This is a genomic window from Arthrobacter sp. AFG7.2, from assembly GCF_002892835.1.
Classification (GTDB): Bacteria; Actinomycetota; Actinomycetes; order Actinomycetales; family Micrococcaceae; genus Arthrobacter.
In genome coordinates, this window is sequence record NZ_PJMB01000007.1 from 17,680 (window position 1) to 42,649 (window position 24,970).

Here is a 24,970-nt window from a genome sequence, read left to right on the forward strand (position 1 = left end):
CGGGCCACCTCTTGGAGTTTCCGGTGGATGCAATAACTGCATCCACCGGAAACTCGTGCTTTCGCAACGGATGTAATATTCGCCCACACCCCAACCTGACGTCAGGAAGACGCCGGTTGTCAGACTAACGTCTGCTTCACCTTTGCTGACGACTGTTCGGGACAACACTCAGACTGAAACCTGACGCTACTTACTCGGCTCAAGTGGCAGCCCACTTACGCTTCGTCAGCCCGGGAACCCGCCGATGAAAGAACCCAGCGCATGTCAGAGCTCGGATCCGCTCTCCACGCGTTTGAGCTAACGGAGCCAGCTTCATGTTTGGCTTACGCCGGAATCTGCCCGACGCTCCTCCCCTGCCCGGGCACTCCCTATAAAGCAGATATAAGTGTGGACATTGTCCACCCCCCCTTTGGCAGGACAAACCGAGCTCATACGACTCACGAGACGTCGAAGACGAGTCTCGGAAAGATAATTTTCGGCCCAAAGTCGGAGACGTCATGTCGTGCCCGCCACTCCCGACCATGAACAGGTGTTGGCCACTCCCGACCAACCCGACAGAACCAGGAAGAGGAACCCATAAACCCAGCGACAGCAGGCGGAAGGCCCACTAGCCAGGGTCTTGAACCCGCCACCCCACACACCTGAAGAGGCCACCGCGGCGGCTAGGCCAAAGCCCGCGAACCAGCCGTCAGAGCGACGCGACCACAAGCTTTGTACACACGTTAAAGCAAAATCGCCTCTGACGAGGGAAAACACTGTGCCCGAGGTGGGACTCGAACCCACACACCTTTCGATACCGCATTTTGAGTGCGGCGCGTCTGCCAATTCCGCCACTCGGGCGCGGAATACATGAAGGGCAAAACCGTACGCCCACAGCTGATTGTGAGCAACGCGATCACTTCACGTACGCGGAATTACTCTACATGCAGATAGGCTGAATTCCAGAATCGCGCCGCCGACGCCGCAACCGACCATGCAGATCAAGTACGCGACCGGGCGCACCTAAGATAGTGATGTCCCCGCCGTACCTTTCCAAGGAGATCCCGTGACTGAACAGACGGAGTCAAAGCCCACGTCCCAGCCGGCGCGCCGCGTCATTGTGGCGGAGGATGAAACCCTCATCCGCCTCGACATCATCGAGATCCTGCGCGGCGAAGGCTATGACGTCGTGGGCGAGGCGGACAACGGTGAGAAGGCCGTCCAGCTGGCCGAGGAACTGAAGCCGGACCTGGTCCTGATGGACGTCAAGATGCCCGTCATGGACGGCATCTCCGCCGCGGAGAAGATCGTCAAAGCCCGCATCGCCCCCGTGGTTCTGCTGACCGCGTTCAGCCAGAAGGAACTGGTCGAGCGTGCCCGCGACGCCGGCGCCATGGCGTATGTGGTGAAGCCGTTCACTCCGGCTGACCTCATCCCCGCGCTGGAGATCGCACTCTCCCGGCACGAGGAGATAAAAGCCCTCGAAAGCGAAGTCTCCGACCTCCAGGAGCAGTTCGCCACCCGCAAGCTCGTGGAGCGCGCCAAGAGCCTGCTCACCACCAAGATGGGCCTCACGGAGCCGGAAGCTTTCCGCTGGATCCAGAAGACCTCCATGGACCGCCGCCTCAGCATGCGCGAAGTGGCCGAAACAATCATCAACCAGGTCAACTAGTTCCGCCCCGGTTGTGCCTGCCACCATGCGGCGGGCTCAACCACAGCACAACAAAGCAACACAGCGCAAAGGACCCCTGCCACCTGGCAGGGGTCCTTTGCGCTTCAGAAAGCCTAGGCCTTCTTCTTCTTTTCCGGCCAGGGGCCGAGCTTTTCCTTGTTGCTGGTCGCTTCGCCAACGCGGGTGGAGTCGGCGAGGTCGCCCACCTTGTGCACCTTCAGCGAGTTGGTGGAGCCAGCTTTTCCGGGAGGGGAACCGGCGGCAATAACCACCAGGTCGCCGTCGTCCACCAGGTTCATCTCCATGAGGCTGCGGTCAACCTGCGCAGTCATCTCGTCGGTGTGGTCCACCATCTGGACCAGTACCGGCTGGATTCCCCAGGTCAGTGCCAGCTGGTTCCAGACCTGCTCCACCGGGGTGAAGGCGAAGACCGGCTTGATGGGGCGCAGGCGGGACAGACGGCGCGCCGAATCACCGGACTGGGTGAAAGCACAGATGTACTTTGCGTCCAGCTGGTCGGCGATTTCGACGGCGGCACGGGTGATGGCGCCGCCACGGGTCTTCGGCTTGGTCCCCAGCGGGGGGACGCGCTCGAGGCCGTGGACCTCGGTGGACTCGATGATCCGGGCCATGACCTTGACGGTTTCGATCGGGTACTTGCCCACACTGGTCTCGCCGGACAGCATGACGGCGTCAGCACCATCGAGCACGGCGTTGGCGCAGTCGGAGGCCTCCGCGCGGGTGGGGCGCGGGTTGTCGATCATGGATTCCAAGACCTGGGTTGCCACGATGACCGGCTTGGCCCAACGGCGGGCCAGTTCGATGGCACGCTTCTGGACGATCGGCACTTCCTCCAGCGGAAGCTCCACACCGAGGTCGCCACGGGCCACCATGATGGCGTCGAACGCGTCGATGATCTCGGAAAGCTGCTCCACTGCCTGCGGCTTCTCGATCTTGGCGATGACCGGCACGCGCCGGCCTTCCTCGTCCATGATCTCGTGCACCCGGGTGATGTCGGAGGCGTCGCGGACGAAGGACAAAGCCACCAGGTCGACGCCGCGGCGCATGGCCCAGCGGAGATCGTCCTCGTCCTTTTCGCTCAGCGCCGGGACGTTGACGGCAACGCCGGGAAGGTTGATGCCCTTGTTGTTGGACACCATGCCGCCAACAGTCACTTCGGCCACGACCTTCACGTCGTCCACGGCCGTGGCACGCAGGGCCACCTTTCCGTCGTCGATCAGGAGGGCGTCGCCCACATTGACGTCGTCGGTGAGGCTCTTCAGCGTGGTGGAGCAGATGTCCTTGGTGCCGGGAACGTCTTCGGTGGTGATGGTGAAGGTGTCACCAACGGAGAGTTCGTGCGGGCCGTCAACGAAGCGGCCCAGGCGGATCTTGGGACCCTGCAGGTCAGCCATGATGGCCACGGCCTTGCCGAGGTCCGCAGCTGCCTTGCGGACGTTCTCGTAGGTGTTGTCGTGCACGGAGTAGTCACCGTGGCTCATGTTCATGCGGGCAACGTCAACACCGGCTTCCAGCACCGCGAGAGTGTTGTCGTAGCTGGCGATGGCCGGGCCGAACGTAGCCACAATTTTTGCGCGTCTCATATACCTACCCTATTGGTCTCTTGCATTGGTTAAGTTGTCGCGGAGGTGAACCCTCCGTTGCATCACTACAGGACGGCGATGGCGCGGTCCGTCGGGGCAACGGGAGCCGGAAGGATGGTGCTTCCCATCAGGTACTTGTCCACGGCTGCAGCCGCGGCGCGCCCTTCGGCAATGGCCCACACAATGAGGGACTGCCCGCGGCCGGCGTCACCGGCGACGAAAACGCCGTCGGTGTTGGTCATGTAGTACCCGTCCCGGGACACGTTGCCGCGGCCGTCGAATTCCGCCTTGACCTGCTCGGTGATGCCCGCAGGCTCGGCTCCGGTGAAGCCCAGGGACAGGAACACCAGGTCCGCGGGAATGATCCGTTCTGTTCCGGCCTTGGGGAGGCGCTTGCCGTCCACGAATTCCGTTTCGGCAACCTTGACGCCCGTCAGTTTGCCGTTTTCGCCCACGAACTCCACGGTGGAGGCGAGGTACGTGCGCTCACCGCCTTCCTCGTGGGCACTGGCTACCTCAAACAGCGTGGGGAACGTCGGCCACGGCTGGTGCCCGGTACGCTCCGCCGGCGGCTGCTTGCCGATGGCGAGGGTGGTCACCGAGGCGGCACCATGGCGGTGGGCGGTGCCGAGGCAGTCCGCGCCGGTGTCGCCACCGCCGAGGATCACGACGTGCTTGCCCTGGGCGTGGATCTGGTTCTCGATTGATTCCCCCGCAACCGCGCGGTTTGCCGGAACCAGGTAATCCATTGCGAAGTGGACACCCTCAAGGTCGCGTCCGGGGATGGGGAGGTCACGGGGAACCATGGCACCGGTGCAGACAACCACAGCGTCATAACGCCGGCGCAACTGCTCCCAGGTGACGTCGGTGCCAACAGCGACGCCGGTCCGGAAGCGAGTGCCTTCGGCCTTCATCTGCTCGACGCGGCGGTCCACCTGCTCCTTTTCCATCTTGAAGTCGGGGATGCCGTAGCGGAGCAGGCCGCCGATCTTGTCGTCGCGCTCGTACACGGCAACGGTGTGGCCCACGCGCGTCAGCTGCTGCGCCACGGCCAGGCCGGCCGGGCCGGAACCCACCACTGCCACCGTCTTGCCGGTCAGGCGTGCGGGCGGCAGCGGCTCCACCCAGCCGTTGTCCCAAGCCTCGTCAATGATGGAGACTTCCACCTGCTTGATGGTGACCGCGGGCTGGTTGATGCCCAGGACGCAGGAAGCTTCACACGGCGCCGGGCACAGCCGGCCGGTGAATTCCGGGAAGTTGTTCGTGGCGTGGAGGCGCTCGATGGCTTCCTCGCCCTTGTCCCGCCACATGAGGTCGTTCCACTCAGGAATGAGGTTGCCCAGCGGGCAGCCCTGGTGGCAGAACGGGATGCCGCAGTCCATGCAGCGGCCGGCCTGCGCCTTCAGGGTGCCCTTTTCCTGCGCCTCGTACACTTCCTTCCAGTCCATGATGCGGACGGGAACGGGACGGCGCGGCTGGGTTTCCCGCTGGCGTACTTTCAGAAATCCGCGTGGATCAGCCACCGGTTACCTCCAGGATTCGGGACCATACTTCTTCGCCGTCAGGGTCCAGGCCCTCTTCAATGGCGTCGAGACGGGTTTGCAGCACGGCCGCGTAATCGCGCGGCAGTACCTTGGTGATGCGGGCGGTGGTGTCATCGAAGTTCTCGAGGAGGCGCGCCGCCAGCTGGGAGTCAGTTTCTTCAACGTGCTTGACCAGCAGGCCGTGCACGATGTCGCGGTCTTCGGCGTCCAGCTCGCGGAGCTGGAGTTCGCCGGACTGCAGGGCGTCCTTGTTGACGCGGGCGGCGTCAAGGTCCAGGACGTACGCGGTACCGCCGGACATGCCGGCGCCGAAGTTGCGGCCGGTGCGGCCGATGATCAGCGTCTGGCCGCCGGTCATGTACTCACAGCCATGGTCACCGATGCCTTCGACGACGGCGGTGGCGCCGGAGTTGCGGACCAGGAAGCGTTCGCCCACCTGGCCGCGCAGGAACATTTCGCCGCTCGTTGCGCCGTAGCCAATCACGTTGCCGGCGATGACGTTCGTCTCCGCCTTGAACACGTTGGTGCGGTCCGGGCGGACGATGATGCGGCCACCGGAAAGGCCCTTGCCAACGTAGTCATTGGAGTCGCCGAACAGCCGCAGGGTAATGCCTGCGGGCAGGAAGGCGCCCAGTGACTGGCCGGCCGTGCCGCTGAGGGTGATGTCGATGGTGTCCGTGGCAAGGACGTCGGTCCCGAACGTCTTGGTGACGACGTGGCCCAGCATGGTGCCCACCGAGCGGTCCGTGTTGATGACGTCCACCGCGATCCTGACCGGGCTGCGGTCCGTCAGCGCCTCGGTGGCCATGGTGATCAGCCGCTGGTCGAAGTGCTTGTCCAGCTCATGGTTCTGGCCGGTCATGTTCCGCAGCGGGGCGTCGTCATCGAACTCCAGCCCGTGCAGGATGGGGTCCAGGTCCAGGCCGTCGGCCTTCCAGTGGTTGACAGCCTCCCGGGCGTCGAGGACCTCGGCGTGCCCGATGGCCTCTTCAAGGCTCCGGAAGCCAAGCTCTGCCAGGATTTCGCGGACTTCCTCTGCGAGGAACTCGAAGAAGTTGACCACGAACTCGGGCTTGCCGCTGAAGCGTGCGCGGAGTTCGGGGTTCTGCGTGGCCACGCCCACCGGGCAGGTGTCCAGGTGGCAGACGCGCATCATGATGCAGCCTTCCACCACCAGCGGGGCGGTGGCGAAGCCGAACTCCTCGCCGCCCAGCAGTGCGGCGATCACGACGTCGCGGCCGGTCTTGAGCTGGCCGTCGACCTGCACCACCACGCGGTCGCGCAGGCCGTTGAGCATCAGGGTCTGCTGGGTCTCTGCCAGGCCGAGCTCCCACGGTACACCTGCGTGCTTCAGGGAGTTCAGCGGCGAGGCGCCGGTTCCGCCGTCATGGCCGGAAACAAGCACGACGTCGGCCTTCGCCTTGGTCACACCGGCGGCAACAGTGCCGATGCCCACCTCGGAGACGAGTTTGACGTGCACCCGGGCCGAGGGGTTGGCGCGCTTGGCATCGTAAATCAGCTGCGCGAGGTCCTCGATGGAGTAGATGTCGTGGTGCGGGGGCGGGGAGATCAATCCGACGCCGGGGGTCGAGTGGCGGGTCCGGGCCACCCACGGGTAGACCTTCTGCGCCATCAGCTGGCCGCCTTCGCCGGGCTTGGCACCCTGGGCCATCTTGATCTGGATGTCGTCAGCATTGGTCAGGTACAGGCTGGTCACGCCGAACCGGCCTGACGCGATCTGCTTGACGGCGGAGCGGCGCTTCGGGTCGAGCAGGCGGTCAACGTCCTCGCCGCCTTCACCCGTGTTGGACTTGCCGCCCAGCTGGTTCATGGCAATGGCCAGCGTCTCGTGGGCCTCCTGCGAGATGGAGCCGTAGCTCATGGCACCCGTGGAGAACCGCTTGACGATGCTGGAGACCGGCTCCACTTCCTCGAGCGGAACGGCAGGGCGCTCGTTCTTGAACTTGAGCAGGCCGCGGAGGGTCATCAGGTTCTGGGACTGGTCGTCCACTCCCCTGGTGTAGGCCTTGAAGATGTCGTAGCGGCGCTCACGCGTGGCATGCTGCAGCCTGAAGACAGTTTCCGGGTTGAACAGGTGCGGCTCGCCGTCACGGCGCCACTGGTACTCGCCACCGCCCAGCAGCGGGCGGTGGGGCTGCTCGATGCCGCCCTCGGGGTACGCCATCTGGTGGCGTGCCGAAACCTCTGCGGCGATGACATCCAGGCCCACGCCGCCAAGCTGTGAGTGGGTGCCTGCGAAGAACTCGTCCACGAGGTCCTGGCCCAGGCCAAGCGCCTCGAAGGTCTGCGCGCCGGTGTAGGAGGCCACCGTGGAGATGCCCATCTTGGACATGATCTTCAGGACGCCCTTGCCGAGGCCCTTGATCAGGTTGTAGACACCGTCCTGCGGGGTGACGCCGGTGACGTCACCGGCAGCAATCAGCTGCTCCACCGACTCCATGGCCAGGTACGGATTGACGGCGGACGCACCGTAGCCGATCAGGACAGCCACGTGGTGCGTCTCGCGGACGTCGCCGGCCTCAACCACCAGGGCGGTCTTGGTGCGGTTGGCGCTGCGCAGCAGGTGGTGGTGCACGGCACTGACCAGCAGCAGCGACGGGATGGGCGCCCACTGGGCGTTTGAGTCACGGTCGGAGAGCACGATGTACTGGACACCGCGGTTGATGGCGCCGGACACCTGCTCGCAGATCTCGGTAAGCCGTGCACGCAACGCGTTCTCGCCACCCTCGGGGCGGTAAAGCCCGCGGACCTTCATGGCCACCTTGTCGCCGTCGGCGTTCTCGATGTTGGCGATCTTGGCAAGCTGGTCGTTGTTGATCACCGGGAACGGCAACTGGACCTGCGGCTGGCGGACCTGCTTGGTGTCCAGGAGGTTGCCGTTGGGGCCGATGGCACAGGTCAGGGAGGTGACCAGCTCTTCACGGATGGCATCCAGCGGCGGGTTGGTCACCTGCGCGAAGGACTGGACGAAGTAGTCGAAGAGCAGGCGGGGCCGTTTGGACAGCACGGCCACCGGGGTATCGGAGCCCATGGCACCCAGGGGCTCGGCGCCGGTACGGGCCATGGGGCCCAGCAGGATCTTCAGTTCCTCGGTGGTGTAGCCGAAGGTGCGCTGGCGGATGTTCACGGACGCAGCCGTGTGGACCACGTGCTCGCGCTCGGGAAGGTCGTTCAGGTCGATCAGGTTGTCCTTGACCCATTCCGCCCACGGGTTGGCGGCGGCGACCTCGGCCTTGACCTCTTCATCGTCGATGACGCGGCCGGCTTCGGTGTCCACCAGGAACATCTTGCCCGGGGACACGCGGCCCTTCTTGACCACCTTGGAGGCTTCGACGTCGATCACGCCCACCTCGGAGGCGAAGACGATGAGGCCGTCTTCGGTGATCCAGAACCGGCCGGGGCGCAGGCCGTTGCGGTCCAGGGTGGCGCCCACGAGGTTTCCGTCGGTGAAGGAGACAGCGGCCGGGCCGTCCCACGGTTCCATCAGCAGGGAGTGGTACTCGTAGAAGGCGCGGCGGGCCGGATCCATGGTGGCGTGGTTTTCCCAGGCCTCGGGGATCATCATCATGATCGAGTGCGTAATGGGGCGGCCGGAGAGCCACAGCAGTTCCGCTACTTCATCGAAGGAGGCAGAGTCCGAAGCACCCGGGGTGCAGATGGGGTACAGCTCTTCCGGGGTGTCGCCCAGCAGCGGGTTGGCGAGCTGGGACTGGCGTGCCCGCATCCAGTTCCGGTTGCCCTTGACGGTGTTGATCTCACCGTTGTGGGCAATGGTGCGGAATGGCTGGGCCAGCGGCCAGGAAGGGAAGGTGTTGGTGGAGAAGCGCGAGTGGACGATCGCGAGCTTGGTCTTGAAGCGCTTGTCCGAAAGGTCGGGATAGAACGGCTCCAGCTGCGCGGTGGTGAGCATGCCCTTGTAGACGATGGTCCGCGAGGACAGCGACGGGAAGTAGACGCCGAACTTGTTCTGCGCGCGCTTGCGGATCCGCCAGGCGCGGGAGTCCAGTTCGTTGCGGTCCAGTTCCTCGCCCGTGGCGGAGGCCAGGAACGGCTGGGAGAAGTAGGGCATGCAGGCGCGGGCCATGGCACCGACGAGGTCGGCGACGATAGGCACCTCACGCCAGCCGAGGACCTTCAGGCCCTCGTCGGCCGCGAGGCCCTCGATGCCTGCCTTGGCGGCGTCGGCCTCGCGCTGTTCAGCGGGGAGGAAGGCGGTGCCGGCCACGTACTGGCCGGGGGCGGGAAGTTCAAACTCCGTGACGGCACGGAAGAACTCATCCGGGATCTGCATGAGCAGGCCTGCCCCGTCACCGGTGCCCTCGTCCGCGCCCACGGCACCGCGGTGCTCGAGGTTGCGCAGGGCGGTGAGGGCGGCGTCCACGATGTCATACCCGGGCTCGCCGCGGAGGGTGGCGATAATGGCGAGGCCGCAGGCGTCCTTCTCCTGCTCCGGGTTGTAGAGCCCGCGTGCCTCCGGCAGGGCCGCGAAGCGCTTGAACGGCGACATGGCAGTCTCAGGCTGGTCCGGTTCTGACCAGCTGGGAGTGTGAAGAGTTTGGGTCATGGGAGACGTCCTTCCTCCTGATCGTGCGTATGGAAGGGACACCGTTGGCCCCACTCGTCGGCGCCGCTCTGATGGGCACAACAAAGTGTTATTTACTGGAAATTGTAGGTCAGCGTGGCCTGCTGAACTAACAGTTACGCAGGCCCCTGCCCCGGGCAACACTGGACAGCAGCTCTAAGCTGTCCGGAGTGGCCCCGCTGCCACGACATTGTGGTGATTGGGCGCTTCGAGCGGTGGCTCTGCTGCCCTGCCTGGCCCGCGCGCTACTTGGTAGCGCCGGCTTCCGGCGCGGTTCCAGTGGCTGTGCTGCCGGACTTTCCGGCAGCCGTTGCATCCGGTCCGGGCGTGAGGCCCGCCGGCGCAGCCGCGGCCTCTTCCGTTGGAACGGGAGCACGCCGGGAACCGCTTTGGTTATCAGGGAGATTATCACGCGATTCACTATCTGAGACAACAGAGTCCGGATCACGGACCTCGTCGCCGGACTCGGCAGCGTCATCCTGCCCGCTGTCTTTCGGTCCGTCTTCCTTCGCCGGTTCCCGGCCCGGAAGATACACGGTGTCCAGTTCCGTGCGCTTCTTCATGCCCAGCAGGATGAACGCCACAAGGGCTGCCAGGAAGACGAAGATGCTGGTCCAGACATTCAGGCGGGTGGTGATGCCGAACAGTGAAATCTGCTCGGCGTCGTCGATCCGCATTGCCTCGATCCAGACCCTGCCAAGGGTGTAGTACATGGCGTAGAGCCAGAACAGCCGGCTGCGGCGGAAGTTGAACTTCCGGTCCAGCGCGAGCAATATGACGACGCCGGCCAGGTTCCAGAGCGATTCGTACAGGAATGTGGGGTGGAACAGGGTGTCCGCGGGCGTTCCCTCCGGAAAGTTGGGGTTGTCAGCGTCGATCTGCAGGCCCCAGGGCACGGTGGTGGGCCCGCCGAACAGTTCCTGGTTGAACCAGTTGCCCCAGCGGCCTACGGCCTGTGCCAGCAGCAGTCCGGGAGCAGCGGCATCCACGAACGCGCTGAGCTTGACGCCGCTGCGGCGGCAGCCGATCCAGGCACCCACAGCGCCCAGCACTACGGCACCCCAGATGCCAAGCCCGCCGCGCTGGATTTGCGGGATCAGAGAGAGGTCGCCAGTACCGTCGAAGCCGGGCCCGAAATAGGCGTCCGGCGAGGAGACCACGTGGTACAAACGGCCGCCGATGATCCCGAAGGGGATGGCCCAGACGACGATGTCCCAGACACTGCCTTCAGGTGCGCCGCGCCTGGCCCAGCGGACCGAGGTCAGCCAGAGGCCCACCACGATGCCCGCCAGGATGCAGAGGGCGTAGGCATGGATGCGCAGCGTTCCCCAGGGCAGGGGAATATCGAACCCGGACCAGTCCGGGCTCGGGATGCTGGCCGGCACCATGGCGGCTGCCTGAAGGAGGGTCTGCATGGCCTAGGCTTCTTCCTCTGTCAGTACGGTGCCGCGGCTCAGGCCGGTGCTGAGGTCCTTGGTGAGGGATGCGACGGCGTCGACTCCGCCGTCGCGGATTGCTGCCACCAGGGCCGTGCCCACGATGACGCCTTCGGCGTAGGCGGCGATCTCGCGCACCTGGTCAGCGTTGGAGACGCCGAGGCCGACGCACACCCGTTCGGCACCTGCCGCGTGGGCTGCTGCCACTACGTCCTTGGCCGCGGTGCTGACGGAGGTCCTGGCACCGGTGACGCCCATGATGGACACGGCGTAGACGAAGCCGCGGCTGGCGTCCACGGTCCGCTGCATGCGCTCGGCAGTGGAGGACGGCGCCACGAGGAACACCCGGTCCAGGGCGTACTTGTCGGATGCTTCCATCCATTCCGCCGCCTCGTCCGGGATGAGGTCCGGGGTGATGAGCCCTGCTCCCCCGGCCTCGGAAAGGCGGCGGGAGAACTCGTCCACGCCCATCCGGACCACGGGATTCCAATAGGTCATGACCAGGACGGCTGCGTCCGTCTTGCTGGTGATGCCGTGCACAACGTCGAACACCTGGCTGACGGTGAACCCCTTGGCCAGCGCCTCGGTGGTGGCCGCCTGGATGACCTGGCCGTCCATCACCGGGTCGGAGTAGGGAATGCCGATCTCGATCAGGTCCGCGCCGTTTTCAGCCAGTGCGATGCCGGCGGCGATGGTTTGCTCCACGCTCGGGTACCCGGCAGGGAGGTAGCCGATGAGGGCCGCGCGGCCATCAGCGCGGGCCTTGTCGATGGCCGCCGCTGACTTGCTGGTGGTCTGTGCAGTGGTCACAGCTGCTCCCCCTCTTTGCCGATTTCCGACTCGGCGGAATCCTTGTCCAACAGGTCGAACCATTCGGCTGCGGTGGCCACATCCTTGTCCCCGCGGCCGGACAGGTTGACGATGACGATCTTGTCCTGGGCCGTCCCGCCGCTGGAGGCGGCTTCGGCAGCAAGGCGCTGGCCTACCTTCATGGCTCCGGCCAGCGCGTGGGAGGACTCAATGGCGGGAATGATGCCCTCGGTGCGGCACAGCAGCCGGAAAGCTTCCATGGCCTCGCTGTCCGTGATGGGTTCGTAGCTGACGCGCCCGATATCCGACAGGTAGGAATGCTCCGGGCCCACGCCGGGGTAGTCGAGGCCGGCGGAGATGGAGTGGGACTCGATGGTCTGGCCGTCGTCGTCCTGCATGAGGTACGAGCGGGCGCCGTGCAGGACGCCGGGCTTGCCGAGCGTGATGGTGGCGGCGTGCCGTCCCGTGTCCACGCCGTCGCCGCCGGCCTCGAAGCCGAAAATTTTGACGGAGGGATCATCCAGGAAGCCGTGGAAAATGCCGATGGCATTGGAACCGCCGCCGATGCAGGCGCAGACGGCGTCCGGGAGCCGGCCTTCCTGCTCAAGGATCTGGGCGCGCGCCTCTTCGCCGATGACCTCGTGGAAGTACCGGACCATCGCCGGGAACGGGTGGGCGCCGGCTGCCGTGCCCAGGAGGTAGTGCGTGTTGTCCACGTTCGCCACCCAGTCGCGCAGGGCATCATTGATGGCGTCCTTCAGGGTCTGCGAACCGCTGGTGACAGGGATGACGGTGGCGCCAAGGAGTTCCATCCGGGCGACGTTCAGGGCCTGGCGGCGGCAGTCCTCGGCACCCATGTACACGACGCACTCGAGCCCCATGAGGGCAGCAGCGGTGGCGCTGGCCACGCCGTGCTGGCCTGCTCCGGTCTCCGCGATGACGCGTGTTTTGCCCATCCGCTTGGCCAGCAGTGCCTGGCCCAGGACGTTGTTGATCTTGTGCGATCCGGTGTGGTTGAGGTCCTCCCGCTTGAGGAAGATGCGGACTCCGCCGGCGTGCTGCGAGAAGCGCTTGGCTTCGGTCAGCAGTGAGGGCCGGCCTGAGTAGTTCTTGTTCAGGTCGGTAATCTGCGCCCGGAACTCGGGATCGTCCTTGGCCTTGTTGAAGGTTTCCTCAAGTTCGTCCAGGGCGGCTATCAGGGATTCCGGCATCCAGCGTCCGCCGTAGTTGCCGAAGTAGGGTCCCGGGGCGTGCTTGAGGGAGCCGCCCTGCAGGAATGCTTCCGCGGCATTGTTGTCAGCGTTTCCTGAGGTTGCTTCAGCCATCAGTCCCGTCCTGTTCCAGTTCGTCGATCAAATGTGTGGCCCGGCTGTTGCCGGGCAGGACCGTCCGGCGGGCGGCAGCCCTGGTTTGTCCCCTGCGCCGGGGAGTGCGTGTCAGCCGCGGGCGGCAATCGCGGCGGCGCCGGCCGCCTTGAACCCGGCGATCCGCTCCTGCGGCGTCGAGTGGCTGACCAGTGCCTCGCCAACAAGGATGGCGTTGGCGCCGCTGGCGGCGTAGTGGGTGACGTCGTCGGCGTCCCGGACGCCGGACTCGGCAACCACAATGGCCTCCGCCGGAATCAGTCCCGCCAGTGAAGCGAAAACAGAACGGTCGACGTCGAGCGTCTTCAGGTTGCGCACGTTGACGCCGATGATGCGCGCCTGGGCAGCAACCGCACGTTCGATTTCCTCTTCGGTGTGCGTTTCCACCAGCACGTTCATGCCGAGTTCGCGGCTGAGGGCGCTGAAATCGGCGAGCTGGGCGTCCGAGAGTGCAGCAACAATGAGCAGGACCAGGTCCGCGCCGTGGGCGCGGGCTTCCCAGATCTGGTACTCATCCAGCGTGAAATCCTTCCGCAGCAGCGGAATATCGACGGCGGCGCGGACGGCATCGAGGTCCGCGAGGGACCCGCTGAAGCGCCGCTGCTCGGTGAGGACGCTGATGACGGAGGCACCGCCGTCGGCATACTGCCTGGCGAGGGACGCGGGATCGCCAATGGCGGCAAGATCGCCCTTCGAGGGGCTGCGGCGCTTGATTTCCGCAATGACCTTGAGGTCCTGCCGGGACGGGGACGTGCCGCCGAGCGCTTTCCAGGCATCGCGGGCGGGCGCCGCGGCCCGGGCCAGGTCCTTCAGTTCAGCGAGGGAAACGAGGCGTTTCCGCGCGTCCATATCCTCCCTGACACCGGCATTGATGTCATCGAGAACAGTGGACATCAGTGGCCGTTGTTCTTCAGCTTGCTGCCTTCGACGCCGTAGCCTGCCTTGCGCATCACGAAGCCCAGGATCAGGCCCAGGACCATCACGCCGCCGCCGGCGATGAAGATGGGGGTGTTGGCAATAACAAAAGCGATTGACATGATGAGGGCGCCCACCAGCATAACGATGACGCAGGTCCAGGCTGCCGGGCTGTTGCCGTGGCCGAGTTCCTGGCTGTGGTCGACGGCGCCGGGGGCTACCGTGCGGGTGCCTGACTTGGAAACGGACGCAGGTGCTTTGCTCATGAAAATCTCCTCAGGGTGGATACTGCTTACATTCTGCCATTTTTTGGCCGGTGACCCGTTATCGGGCGGCGCGCTGCCGGCTCCGCTTGTCCGGGCCGTCCGGTCAGGTCGGGTCGTCTCCCCGCGAGAGCCTGTCCCAACTGTCGATTTCGTCCACAGGACCGGCCGTGGCGGGGCTGCCTGCCGCCGGGGCGTCATATCTCGTCCGGGCCTTCCAGTGCCGCCCTGCCGGAACGATGGCGAAGGCTGCCAGGGCCAGCAGGCACCCGGCGACGACGGCGAGGACAGGCATCGCGGTGACGGCCACCTGGGCCTGGCTTCCGGTGACGCCTGTTGCTTCAGCTATGGACCCCTGGGCGGCCGCCAGGGGATTGGCGAGGACGGTTGCAGCGGCAGCAACAATGCCGGCCGACGCAAGAACGATGATGGCGGTAATGATCCACCGCGCAATCCTTCCGGCTATGGCGGCTGCCAGGCCCCCGGCGAGGGCCACCAGCGCCAGCGCCGTGACGGTGGTGGCGGCCTTGCTTCCCTGTACCTCAAGGGCGTCCTGCGCAGCGCCGGCCTGGTTTGCATCGAGGGTGACGTTGATCCACGTCTGGGTGGTGGTGCCGAAGACTGCCAGCGCCAGGAGGGCGATGAGGAGCACCAGCGTGGATTTGCGGGCCCACGCCGGCGCAGGCGAACCCTTTCCCGCTGCCGCTGCTGCCCCTGCCTGCCCTGCTGCCGGTCCGGTGGCAGGCATCAGGAGTCCGACCCGGCGGGAAGCGAGTCCGCTGAGATGTTCTGCAGCGACCCTGCGGTGTGGACGGCTCGAAGGGGTGCTGCGGCTTTGTTGACGGTTTCGAGGGCTTCGGTGGGGTTGACGGAGTCCGCCACGATGCCGCCGCCCGCCTGGACATAGGCCCGGCCATCCCGGATCAGCGCCGAGCGGATGGCAATGGCCATGTCCATGTCGCCGGCGAAATCGAGGTAGCCCACCACCCCGCCGTAGATGCCGCGCCGGTGCGGTTCCAGCTCGTCCAGGAGCCGCAGGGCGCGGGGCTTGGGGGCTCCGGAAAGGGTGCCGGCCGGGAACGTCGCCTTCAGCACGTCATAGGCCTTGGCCTGCGGGGAAAGCTGCCCCACCACGGTGGATACCAGGTGCATGATGTGACTGAAGCGCTCCACCTCCATGAACTGGGTGACGTCGACGGTCCCGGCAACGCAGACCTTGGAGAGGTCATTGCGTGAGAGATCCACCAGCATCAGGTGTTCCGCGCGTTCCTTCTGGTCCGCCAGGAGCTCCTCAGCGAGTGCTTTGTCCGCCTCCACCGTCCTGCCGCGGGGGCGCGACCCGGCAATGGGGTGGGTAATGACTTCCTCGCCGGTCACCGTCACCAGCGCCTCAGGCGAGGAACCCACAATCGAGTACTCCCGGCCGTCCGCGTCCTCCAGGCTGAAGATGTACATGTACGGGCTGGGATTGGTGTTGCGCAGCACCCGGTAGACGTCCAGCGCTGAGGCACCGCAGTCCATCTCGAAGCGGCGGGAGATGACCACCTGGAACACCTCGCCGTCCACGATGGCTTCCTTGCCGCGGTCCAGGGCAGCCAGGTACTCGGCCTCGTCCCAGCGTTCCTGCACACTGGAGGCGAAGTCGAGCGCTGCGGGAGCCAGGACGGAGACGGGCTGCGCCACCGGAGTGCTGACTTTTGCCAGGAGCGCTTTGACCCGGCCCACGGCGTCGTGCCAGGCCTCATCCACGCGCTCTGAGCTGTTGTCGAAGTTGATCGCGTTCGCGATGAGCAGCACGGTTCCGTCCACATTGTCGTGGACGGCCATATCCGTGACCAGGTTCAGCGCCATTTCCGGCAGCTGCAGGTCATCCTCCGGCGGGCTGACCAGGCGTTCCCAGTGCCGTACTGTTTCCCAGCCCAGGAATCCCACCAGGCCGGAGGTGAAGGGCGGCAGGCCATCAAACCGGTCAGTGCGGAGGGCTTCAATGGTGTCCCGTACGGCGTCCACGGGGCTGCCGTCCACCGGGACCCCCGCAGGCGGCTGGCCCAGCCAGTGCGCGCGTCCGTCCTTTGTGGTCAGCGTGGCCCGCGACCTGGCGCCAATAAACGAGTAGCGCGACCATGCTCCGCCCACCGCGGCGGACTCCATCAGGAAGGTACCGGGCTGCCCGTTGGCCAGCTTCCGGTACAAACCGATGGGTGTCTCGGCGTCCGCGAGCACTTTGAGCCGGACGGGAATGACGCGGCTGTGCCCGGCCAGCTCCCGGAATTCCTCGAGGCCCGGGCTGATGATTCCAAGGTCCTGCATGGCTATGCTGTTCCGCCTGTTCTCGTGGGGCCGTCTGCGCCGGCGCCTGGGTGGTGTGCTTGCAGGGAAGGGCCGCCCCTTCCTGCGCTCCGCAGCGGGCTGCGGTCAAAGGGTTTTAGCCTGCCTGGCCCGTGCTGACTGCCAGGTCCCGGCCGTCAAAGCAGGTGCGGGTGCCGGTGTGGCAGGCCGCGCCGACCTGGTCCACGCGCACCAGCAGCGCGTCGCCGTCGCAATCCATGGCCACTGACTTGACCCACTGCACATGCCCGGAGGTGTCCCCCTTGCGCCAGTACTCCTGGCGGGAGCGCGAGTAGAAGGTGACGCGGCCGGTGGTCATGGTGCGGTGGAGCGCTTCGTCGTCCATCCAGCCCAGCATCAGTACTTCATTGGTGTCGTATTGCTGCACCACCGCGGCAACCAGGCCTGCGCTGTCACGCTTAAGGGCAGCGGCCAGTTCCAGGGGAAGCGGGCTTGCGGAGGGCGCGGCGGCGGTGCCGGGCGAAGACGCCACGGGCGCGGCAGAACCGGGGTTTGGGACGGGGGCAGGGTGCTCAGACATCAGGTCAAGTCTAGTGCCTGCACGGGAGCCGCCGGGTGTGTGAACAACGGCACGCCAGCAGTGGCGGCCGCCCTGCCCAACTCCTCGCCTGTCATGCTAGTTTCACAAGTGATGCATTTCGTCGAACCTTCCCGAGAAGTCCTGGCCGAGACCCTGCTTGCGGCCGGTCCTGATGCGCCCACACTCTGCAAGGGCTGGCGCACCAGGGACCTTGCCGCGCATCTGTACCTGCGCGAACGCAAGGCTGCTGTAGGGCTGGGCCTGATCATCAAGCGGCTGGCGAAGGCTTCGGACCAGGCGACTGCCAGGCTGGCAGCGAAACTGGCCAGTTCGGAAGACTACGCAAAGCTCGTCAACACGTTCCGTGCGGGTCCGCCGGCCCTGTCACCCATGAACATCAAGGCGCTGGATGAGAGCTCCAACCTCATCGAGTACTTTGTGCACACGGAGGACGTCCGCCGGGCCGTTGACCGGTGGGCGCCACGGGCTCTGGATGAGGCTTACTCGGAGGCCCTGTGGGACGAACTCGTCAAGCGCGCGGCCATCCTGTACCGCGGTGTTGACCTCGGCATCGTCCTGGTCCGCCCGTCCGGACCGCGTCACGTTGCCAAGCGCGCCCCGGTGTCAGTGGCTATCGTGGGCGAGCCGGGCGAGCTGCTGATGCACGCCCACGGCCGCACGCGCCATGCGCTGGTCACGTTCGAAGGCCAGCCCGACGCCGTCGCCCTCCTCCAGTCCGCCGAAGTAGGCCTCTAAAAGCGCTGGGCCCACGCCCGCAGGCTCCCCTGGCCGAAGCCAAGCGAGGTTAGGGGGCGGGTGGGGATCAGCGGACTTCGAAGCCCGCGTCCCGGATGGCGTCCTTGACCAGGTGCATCATGTTGTCCGGCCCCCAGTGGAAAATCGATGCCGCCAGGACTGCGTCGGCACCGGCTGCAACTGCCGGCGGAAAGTGGGCCGGCTCCCCCGCTCCACCTGAAGCAATCAGGGGGACCTTGACGGCGGCCCGGACCAGCTTGATGAGCTCAAGGTCGAATCCGTCCTTTGTCCCGTCCGCGTCGATGGAGTTGAGCAGGATCTCGCCCACGCCGCGGTCTGCGGCTTCCCTGGCCCATTCGATCGCGTCGATTCCGGTGCCTGTGCGGCCACCGTGGGTTGTCACTTCAAATCCCGACGGCGTTGGCTGGGAACCCGGGCGGGTGCGGCGGGCATCCACGGACAACACAAGAACCTGGGATCCAAAGTGGCGGGTGATCTCGTCGATGACATCGGGCCGGGCGACGGCAGCGGTGTTGATGGAGGCCTTGTCCGCGCCGTAGCGCAGCAGCTTGTCCACTTCGGCCACACCGCGGACACCGCCGCCGACGCAGAGCGGAATGAAGACTTCTTCCGCGGTCCGGCGGACCACATCGAACGTGGTTTCGCGGTTGCCCGAAGATGCCGTCACGTCGAGGAAGGTCAGCTCGTCCGCGCCGGCGTTGTCGTAGCGGTGGGCCAGTTCCACGGGGTCACCGGCATCGCGGAGGCCTTCGAAGTTAACGCCTTTGACGACGCGCCCGGCGTCCACGTCGAGGCAGGGAATGACGCGTACTGCTACTGCCATGGGAGCTCCTGGAAGTTTTGAATTCTAAAAATGCGCAGGGTGTTGCGCGGGCCGGTCAGATGCGGCAGGCGTGGATGCTGCTGACCAGGATGGCGCGGGCGCCGAGGTCATACAGTTCATCCATGATCCGGTTGGTTTCCTTCTTGGGCACCATGGAGCGGACGGCAACCCAGTCCGAATCGCGCAGCGGCGAGACGGTGGGCGATTCCAGGCCCGGGGTCAGGGCCGCGGCCTGTTCCACGAGCTCCTTGCGGATGTCGTAGTCCATGAGGACGTACTGGCGCGCTACAAGCACACCCTGCAGGCGGCGGATCAGGACCTCGATCTCCTTGGCCGTGCCGTTCGCGGCGCCGCCCTCTCCGGACCGGCGGATCAGCACGGCCTCGGACTTCAGGATGGGATCGCCGAAGATCTCCATCCCGGCCGCTTTGAGCGTGTTGCCGGTTTCGACGACGTCGGCGATGGCGTCCGCGACGCCCAGGCGGACCGATGATTCCACGGCGCCGTCCAGGCGGACCACCTTGGCGTTGATGCCACGCCCGGCAAGATAACCGCGGAGCAGACCGTCATAGCTGGTGGCAAGCCGCTTGCCCTCGAGTTCCTCAACCTTGGCGAAGTCCCCGACCGGCCCTGCAAAACGGAACGTCGAGCCTGCAAAACCCAGCGGAAGAAGCTCTTCCGCCGCCACCTCGGCATCCAGGAGCAGGTCGCGGCCGGTGATGCCGACGTCGAGCGTTCCCTGCCCGACGTACACGGCTATATCGCGGGGGCGGAGGAAGAAAAACTCAATGTCGTTGTCCGGGTCCATCATGACCAGCTCGCGCGAATCGCGCCGCTGGCGGTAACCCGCCTCGGACAGCATGGCAGAGGCGGCTTCGGACAATGAGCCCTTGTTGGGGACGGCTACTCGCAGCATGGAAAATCTTTCTGGGTTCGGAAGGTCTATGTGTTCAGGCAATGCAGGCCACGGCAGGCACCGGCGGCAAACGCGCCGGACCGGTGGCTACAGATGCTTGTAGACGTCTTCCAGGGTCAGGCCTTTGGCGAGCATCAGAACCTGCAGGTGGTACAGCAGCTGGGAGATTTCCTCGGCCGCCGCTTCATCGGATTCATATTCGGCAGCCATCCAGACTTCGGCTGCTTCCTCAACGACTTTCTTGCCGATGCCGTGAACACCGGACTCCAATTCAGCGACGGTGCGGGAGCCTTCCGGGCGGGTGGCTGCCTTCTCGCTGAGCTCAGCGAACAGCGTCTCGAAATTCTTCACGCCCTCCAGCCTACTTGCTGCGGCCCAAAGGGCGCTTCCCGGGCCGCTGCATGACGGGCGCGATGTGAGCGAACACACATGCGCCCGTCCCGCGCGCGCTACCTGCCGTACTGCTTGAGCACGACGGCGGTGGCCAGCGCCGCGGTGACGGCCTCGTGGCCTTTGTCTTCCTTTGAGCCGGGCAGGCCCGCACGGTCCAGGCCCTGCTGTTCGGTGTCGCAGGTGAGGACGCCGAAGCCCACCGGGGCTCCGGTGTTGACGCTGACGTCGGTGAGTCCCGACGTCGCCGCCTGGCAGACGTACTCGAAGTGCGGCGTACCGCCGCGGATGACGACGCCGAGGGCAACGACGGCGTCGAAGTGCGGTGCGAGGCGGGCGGCCGCGACAGGCAGCTCAAAGCTGCCGGGGACCCGCAGGACCGTGGGTGAGGCAATACCGGCGTCCTTCGCTGCCCGGAGCGCGCCATCGAGGAGGCCGTCCATGATCTGGGTGTGCCAGCTGGCCGCCACGATCGCCAGCCGCAGCTGCGACGTTTCCGCAGGGTTCAGGGTAGTGAGGTCGATATCGGGGGCGCCGTGTCCGCTCATAGGTCAGTTCTGTTCCGTTCAGTCTTGGTGGTGATCAGTGGTGGTGGTGATCAGTCTTGTTCGTGGTCAAAGGTATCCGGAGCGGTGACGGGAACAGCCACCACATGGGTGTCCAGCAGCAGCCGGTGCTCCATCCGGTCCTTCTTGGTGCGCAGGTAGCGGATGTTCTCGTCCCGGGAGGGCACTTCGGTGGGAACCATCTCCACAACCTTCACACCCGCCCGTGCCAGCCTGTTCTGCTTGTCCGGGTTGTTGCTCAGCAGGCGGACCTCATGCAGGCCCATCTCGGCCAGGACCTGGGCTGCCGCGTTGTAGGACCGCGCGTCCACGGGAAGTCCGAGCTGCTCGTTGGCCTCCACCGTGTCGAAACCTGCTTCCTGCAGCGCGTAGGCCTTGATCTTGTTCGCCAGGCCGATGCCGCGGCCTTCCTGGCCACGCAGGTAAAGCAGCGTTCCGCCGTTTTGCTGGATCATTTCCAAGGCAAAGGCCAGCTGCTCCCCGCAGTCACAGCGGTAGGAGCCGAAGATGTCGCCGGTGAGGCATTCCGAGTGCAACCGGACGAGGGGGGCTTTGCCGTCCCTGGGCGGGTTGGGGGAACTGACCGCCAGATGCTCCACCCCGGTCACCAGGTCGGTCCAGGCCTGCGCCACAAAATCACCGAAAGCCGTGGGCAGCTGGACGACGGGTCCGCCGCTCACCGGATGGGGTACTACGCCGCTGCCGCTGCGTCCGGGCTCGTGGCCGTGGGGGGAACTGTCGTCCCGCGCTGCAGAAGCGGTCATCGTGTCTCCTTCTGTCCGTCCGGAACATCATGGGCGTTGTCCGCAGGATTCCCTGCCCCCGCCGCGAGGTAGGCGGCCAGGTCCTCGATGGAAATCAGGGGGCAGCCATGCTCTTCCGCAAAGGCGCGGAGTCCATCCAGGCGCATCATCTCACCGTCATCGTAAACAACTTCTGCGATCACGCTGACGGGCTCAAGGCCGGCCAGGCGGCACAGGTCCACGGCGGCTTCAGTGTGGCCGGGCCGTTCCTGCACACCTCCGTCAACTGCCCGCAGCGGAAATATATGCCCTGGCCGGGTCACGGACGCCGGCACGGCCTGCGGATCAGCCAGGACCCTGGCCGTGAGGGCACGATCCGTGGCGGAAATCCCGGTGCTGACTCCCAGCGCTGCGTCGCAGGAGACGGTATACGCGGTTCCCTTTGCATCCTCGTTGACGGCCACCATGGGCGGCAGCCCAAGGGCATCCGCGCGTTCACCGGACAGGGGAACACAAATTACTCCGGAGCTGTACCGGATGGTCCATCCCATCAGCGCCGGGGTGGCGAACTGCGCTGCGAAGATGATGTCGCCTTCGTTCTCGCGGTCCTCGTTATCCACTGCAAGCACCGGCCGGCCTGCTGCGATGGCCCGGACTGCTTCCTCGATGGTGTTGAGTCCCGGTGTGTTGCCTCCCGCTGCGTTGCCTGACGTGGGGACGGGGGCAGCGCGGGCCACATCGGGTTCGGACTGTACTGCGGCGTTCATCGTGCCTCTCCTTCACCAGCGGCAGGCGCATGCGTGCTGAACGCCAGCAGGCGCTCGGTGTATTTTGCCAGGACGTCCACTTCCAGGTTCACCCGGCTGCCGGTGCTTTTGGCACCGAGCCCGGTTTCGGCGAGGGTAGTCGGAATCAGTCCCACCTCGAACCAGGGTTCCTGCTCGTGCGCTTCGCTGACTGCGGTCACGGTAAGTGACACGCCGTCGATGGCGATGGAACCCTTCTCAGCGATATAGCGCGCCAGGTTGGGGGGCACCCCAAACCGGAGCCGCTCCCAGTTGCCGAGGGCCTCGCGTTCCAGCAGCACGCCGACGCCGTCCACGTGCCCCTGCACCACGTGTCCGTCCAGCCGGCCGCCGGCCGGGACACACCGCTCGAGGTTCACGGAATCGCCGGGAGCGAGTTCCCCGATGGTGCTGCGGACCAAGGTCTCCCCCATCACGTCAACGCTGAAATCCTTGCCGTTGATTTCCGTGGCGGTGAGGCACACGCCGTTGACGGCGATGGATCCGCCCAGCGCCAGTCCTTCGGTGGTGCCAGGGGCATGCAGCCTGACGGTTGCGCTGGCGTCACCGTCGCGCTCGACGGACAGAACGTGCCCTTGTTCGGCAATAATTCCGGTAAACATCAGTGGCCTTCCTGGGCGTGCTCCGCGGTGCCGCGGGTTGGTTGGGGGTCGAGGGCAACGGTGCGTTGCGGTCTCAGGTGAAGTCTCAGGTCCCGGCCCAGCTGGCGCACGGCGCCGCCGTCGGACCCATCCCATTCCCACTGCCGGGCATCGGCGAGGGTGGTGATCCCCAGGCCGTCCAGCGCCGGGGTGCCTGAACCCAGCAAGGTTGGCGCGAGGTAAACGATGAGTTCGTCAACGAGCCCGGCCGTAAGGAAGGCGCTCAGGATGCGGGACCCTCCCTCCACCATGAGGTGGCGGGTGCCGGACGCGTACAGGAGGGACAACGCGGCGTGCGGGTCGCGGGTGCGAAGGTGGGTGACCAGGCCGTCAGTTCCCCGGACGGCGGCTTCATCGGGTACCTCCCGCAGCCCCATCACAGCCCGTACCGGCTGCCGCGCTGCCGGCGCGCCCAGGGAATCGCGGGCAGTAAGGCGGGGATTGTCCACCAGGACGGTCTGGGTCCCTACCAGGATGGCGTCGATCCGCCCGCGGAGGGAGTGGTTGTCCGCCAGGGACTCCGGGCAGGAAATCCATTGGCTGGTGCCGTCCTCGGCTGCGATGCGGCTGTCCAGGGTCTGGGCAATGTGAAGCGTCACAAAAGGGCGTTTGGCCGTGACGGCTTCAAACCACTGGCGGTTCAGGTCCAGGGATTCGGCAGCTCCCAGGCCGCTGCGGACGCGGACGCCTGCTGCGCGCAGGGTTGTTGCTCCACCTGCGGCGGGGTCGTGCGGATCGTCCACGGCGTACACCACATCGCTTATTCCTGCGGCAATAATGGCCTGGGCACAGGGGCCGGTGCGACCGACGTGGTTGCAGGGCTCAAGCGTCACCACCATGGTGCAGCCGGACAGGTCCAGGCCCGCGGCTGTCGCCTGGGCGATCGCATCGGCCTCGGCATGTGCGGTGCCGGCACCGCGGTGGTACCCGGTGACCAGGTGCCGGCCGTCAGGGTCCACGACGACGGCGCCCACAAGGGGGTTCGCTCCGCGCGGGCCCCGCAGGGCTGCTTGCAGGGCAGCCTCCATGGCTCCGGTTTCGTCGGCGCTGAAGGCAGTTAGTGCGCCGTCAACGGCCTGGACCGGATGGACAGCATGCAGATCAGTGCCGGTACCGGCAACAGGCATCGGGCTGTCCGCCGTCATGCTGCGGTCACCACAGCTGATGCGGCGTCCGCTGCAGCGGCAGGACGTTCGGCATTAAAGAGCCATCGCTTGGGGTTCATCCCGTGTCGTTCCTTCCCTCTCGAACCGCGATGGCTCCGGGGGCATACGACAGCAGAAGGCTGCGGGGCACGAATGCCCGCAGATACAGCTGTACGTGCTTCTCTCATCCAGACTTTAACTGTCGGTACCGGAATTTCACCGGTTCAACCGTCCGCCGGGTTTTCCTTTCGGAAAGCACCGGCTCGCGGGTCGCGGACTGTCACCGCCGGTTCGGACTTACACCGACCCCGGAGCACGTATGTGTGTTGCTATTGTGCCATAACCGGCACGGGCTCCCGTCTATTCCGCCGCCGCGGGGCGTAACGTCCGGGTCCCCTGTTCCCGGAGCCGTCCAATCGCGGCAGCCGGGTCCTCGGCCCCGTATACAGCGGAGCCGGCAACAAAGACGTTGGCGCCTGCTTCGGCCGCCCGGACTATGGTCTCCTCGGTGATGCCGCCGTCCACCTGGATGGCCACACCCATCCCGGAGCCATCGATGGCCGCCCTGGCGCGCCGGATTTTCGGCAGGGTGATGTCCAGGAAAGCCTGTCCCCCGAACCCGGGCTCCACCGTCATGATCAGCAGCATGTCCAGTTCGGACAGCATGTCCAGGTACGGCTCCACCGGAGTGGCGGGCCGGAGGGCCATCCCTGCCTTCGAACCCCTGGTGCGGAGTTCGCGCGCGAGCTTCACAGGCGCGATGGACGCCTCGGCGTGGAAGGTGACCGACGCCAGGCCGGCGTCGGCAAACCCCGGCGCCCAGCGGTCCGCGTCCGCGATCATCAAATGCGCATCAAGGGGAACGGGGCTGACAGCCTGGATACGCTGCACCACGGGCAACCCGATGGTCAGGTTGGGGACGAAGTGGTTGTCCATGACATCCACGTGCACGGCGTCAGCAGTGCTGATGCGCTGCAGTTCGGCCGCCAGGTTGACGAAGTCGGCGGAGAGGATGCTCGGGTTGATGCAGCACTGCTTCACGGGGTTGCCTTTCACGGTCTGTGGGAGGGATGGTCAGGGAGCAACGGACGGCACCGCCGCCAC

22 protein-coding genes, 1 tRNA gene and 1 riboswitch are annotated in these 24,970 nt (G+C 65.9%); of the genes, 2 read left to right on the top strand and 21 right to left on the bottom strand.

From position 1 onward, the window contains the following. Window positions 1-758: 758 nt before the first annotated feature. Window positions 759-840: transfer RNA gene (locus CXX84_RS13110), tRNA-Leu, on the bottom strand. Between the two features lie 205 nt (window positions 841-1,045). Between CXX84_RS13110 and CXX84_RS13115 the strand changes: the two genes are divergently transcribed. Then, the gene (locus CXX84_RS13115; RefSeq protein ID WP_009358190.1) at window positions 1,046-1,651 is read left to right on the top strand and encodes an ANTAR domain-containing response regulator; all 606 of its coding nucleotides are present in this window, start codon (window positions 1,046-1,048) and stop codon (window positions 1,649-1,651) included. A gap of 113 nt (window positions 1,652-1,764) precedes the next feature. On the opposite strand, the gene pyk is transcribed toward CXX84_RS13115, so the two are convergent. From pyk to hisI, 11 genes are all read right to left on the bottom strand, one after another. Then, window positions 1,765-3,255 (bottom strand): pyruvate kinase, encoded by a 1,491-nt coding sequence (gene pyk / locus CXX84_RS13120; RefSeq protein ID WP_102977164.1) that lies wholly within the window; start codon window positions 3,253-3,255, stop codon window positions 1,765-1,767. 65 nt (window positions 3,256-3,320) lie between these two features. Next, window positions 3,321-4,778: a glutamate synthase subunit beta gene (locus CXX84_RS13125; RefSeq protein ID WP_102977165.1), complete on the bottom strand. Its 1,458-nt coding sequence runs from the start codon at window positions 4,776-4,778 to the stop codon at window positions 3,321-3,323. Next, window positions 4,771-9,384, bottom strand: coding sequence for a glutamate synthase large subunit (gene gltB, locus CXX84_RS13130; protein WP_102977166.1), 4,614 nt, complete (start codon window positions 9,382-9,384; stop codon window positions 4,771-4,773). Before gltB ends, CXX84_RS13125 begins: the two co-directional genes overlap by 8 nt. A 263-nt stretch (window positions 9,385-9,647) precedes the next feature. After that, on the bottom strand, window positions 9,648-10,817 hold the full coding sequence (lgt, locus tag CXX84_RS13135; RefSeq protein WP_102977167.1) for a prolipoprotein diacylglyceryl transferase: 1,170 nt from the start codon (window positions 10,815-10,817) through the stop codon (window positions 9,648-9,650). A 3-nt stretch (window positions 10,818-10,820) separates the two neighbouring features. Beyond that, window positions 10,821-11,648 (bottom strand): tryptophan synthase subunit alpha, encoded by an 828-nt coding sequence (gene trpA, locus CXX84_RS13140; protein ID WP_102977168.1) that lies wholly within the window; start codon window positions 11,646-11,648, stop codon window positions 10,821-10,823. After that, a complete protein-coding gene (gene trpB, locus CXX84_RS13145; protein ID WP_102977169.1) occupies window positions 11,645-12,973 on the bottom strand; it encodes a tryptophan synthase subunit beta in 1,329 nt (442 codons plus the stop codon). The genes trpA and trpB overlap by 4 nt, the downstream gene beginning before the upstream one ends. A 111-nt stretch (window positions 12,974-13,084) precedes the next feature. After that, window positions 13,085-13,906 (bottom strand): indole-3-glycerol phosphate synthase TrpC, encoded by an 822-nt coding sequence (trpC, locus tag CXX84_RS13150; protein WP_102977170.1) that lies wholly within the window; start codon window positions 13,904-13,906, stop codon window positions 13,085-13,087. Further along, a complete protein-coding gene (locus tag CXX84_RS13155; protein WP_102977171.1) occupies window positions 13,906-14,193 on the bottom strand; it encodes an HGxxPAAW family protein in 288 nt (95 codons plus the stop codon). Before CXX84_RS13155 ends, trpC begins: the two co-directional genes overlap by 1 nt. Window positions 14,194-14,296: 103 nt before the next feature. Next, window positions 14,297-14,938 (bottom strand): Trp biosynthesis-associated membrane protein, encoded by a 642-nt coding sequence (locus tag CXX84_RS13160; RefSeq protein WP_102977172.1) that lies wholly within the window; start codon window positions 14,936-14,938, stop codon window positions 14,297-14,299. Further along, window positions 14,938-16,500 carry an anthranilate synthase component I gene (locus tag CXX84_RS13165; protein WP_102977173.1) on the bottom strand — a complete coding sequence of 521 codons (1,563 nt, stop codon included), beginning with the start codon at window positions 16,498-16,500 and terminating at the stop codon, window positions 14,938-14,940. The genes CXX84_RS13160 and CXX84_RS13165 overlap by 1 nt, the downstream gene beginning before the upstream one ends. Window positions 16,501-16,615: 115 nt before the next feature. Further along, window positions 16,616-17,059 carry a phosphoribosyl-AMP cyclohydrolase gene (gene hisI / locus CXX84_RS13170; protein WP_102977174.1) on the bottom strand — a complete coding sequence of 148 codons (444 nt, stop codon included), beginning with the start codon at window positions 17,057-17,059 and terminating at the stop codon, window positions 16,616-16,618. 111 nt (window positions 17,060-17,170) lie between these two features. Between hisI and CXX84_RS13175 the strand changes: the two genes are divergently transcribed. Further along, window positions 17,171-17,815 (top strand): TIGR03085 family metal-binding protein, encoded by a 645-nt coding sequence (locus CXX84_RS13175; protein WP_102977324.1) that lies wholly within the window; start codon window positions 17,171-17,173, stop codon window positions 17,813-17,815. 67 nt (window positions 17,816-17,882) lie between these two features. Here CXX84_RS13175 and hisF read toward each other — a convergent pair whose 3' ends face one another. From hisF to rpe, 9 genes are all read right to left on the bottom strand, one after another. Then, on the bottom strand, window positions 17,883-18,659 hold the full coding sequence (hisF, locus tag CXX84_RS13180) for an imidazole glycerol phosphate synthase subunit HisF (protein ID WP_102977175.1): 777 nt from the start codon (window positions 18,657-18,659) through the stop codon (window positions 17,883-17,885). 55 nt (window positions 18,660-18,714) lie between these two features. Then, window positions 18,715-19,575 (bottom strand): ATP phosphoribosyltransferase, encoded by an 861-nt coding sequence (gene hisG, locus CXX84_RS13185; RefSeq protein ID WP_102977176.1) that lies wholly within the window; start codon window positions 19,573-19,575, stop codon window positions 18,715-18,717. Window positions 19,576-19,662: 87 nt separating this feature from the next. Then, window positions 19,663-19,926: a phosphoribosyl-ATP diphosphatase gene (locus tag CXX84_RS13190; protein ID WP_009358176.1), complete on the bottom strand. Its 264-nt coding sequence runs from the start codon at window positions 19,924-19,926 to the stop codon at window positions 19,663-19,665. Between the two features lie 98 nt (window positions 19,927-20,024). Continuing rightward, window positions 20,025-20,513 carry a 6,7-dimethyl-8-ribityllumazine synthase gene (gene ribH / locus CXX84_RS13195; protein WP_102977177.1) on the bottom strand — a complete coding sequence of 163 codons (489 nt, stop codon included), beginning with the start codon at window positions 20,511-20,513 and terminating at the stop codon, window positions 20,025-20,027. 50 nt (window positions 20,514-20,563) lie between these two features. Further along, the gene (gene ribA, locus CXX84_RS13200) at window positions 20,564-21,295 is read right to left on the bottom strand and encodes a GTP cyclohydrolase II (protein ID WP_102977178.1); all 732 of its coding nucleotides are present in this window, start codon (window positions 21,293-21,295) and stop codon (window positions 20,564-20,566) included. After that, window positions 21,292-22,041, bottom strand: coding sequence for a 3,4-dihydroxy-2-butanone-4-phosphate synthase (gene ribB, locus CXX84_RS13205; RefSeq protein WP_102977179.1), 750 nt, complete (start codon window positions 22,039-22,041; stop codon window positions 21,292-21,294). The genes ribA and ribB overlap by 4 nt, the downstream gene beginning before the upstream one ends. Next, window positions 22,038-22,682 (bottom strand): riboflavin synthase, encoded by a 645-nt coding sequence (locus tag CXX84_RS13210; protein ID WP_102977180.1) that lies wholly within the window; start codon window positions 22,680-22,682, stop codon window positions 22,038-22,040. Before CXX84_RS13210 ends, ribB begins: the two co-directional genes overlap by 4 nt. Then, window positions 22,682-23,749 (bottom strand): bifunctional diaminohydroxyphosphoribosylaminopyrimidine deaminase/5-amino-6-(5-phosphoribosylamino)uracil reductase RibD, encoded by a 1,068-nt coding sequence (gene ribD / locus CXX84_RS13215; RefSeq protein ID WP_223253098.1) that lies wholly within the window; start codon window positions 23,747-23,749, stop codon window positions 22,682-22,684. The genes CXX84_RS13210 and ribD overlap by 1 nt, the downstream gene beginning before the upstream one ends. Before the next feature lie 288 nt (window positions 23,750-24,037). Then, window positions 24,038-24,187, bottom strand: a riboswitch (FMN riboswitch). Between the two features lie 39 nt (window positions 24,188-24,226). Beyond that, on the bottom strand, window positions 24,227-24,907 hold the full coding sequence (gene rpe, locus CXX84_RS13220; RefSeq protein ID WP_102977182.1) for a ribulose-phosphate 3-epimerase: 681 nt from the start codon (window positions 24,905-24,907) through the stop codon (window positions 24,227-24,229). Window positions 24,908-24,970 lie beyond the last annotated feature (63 nt).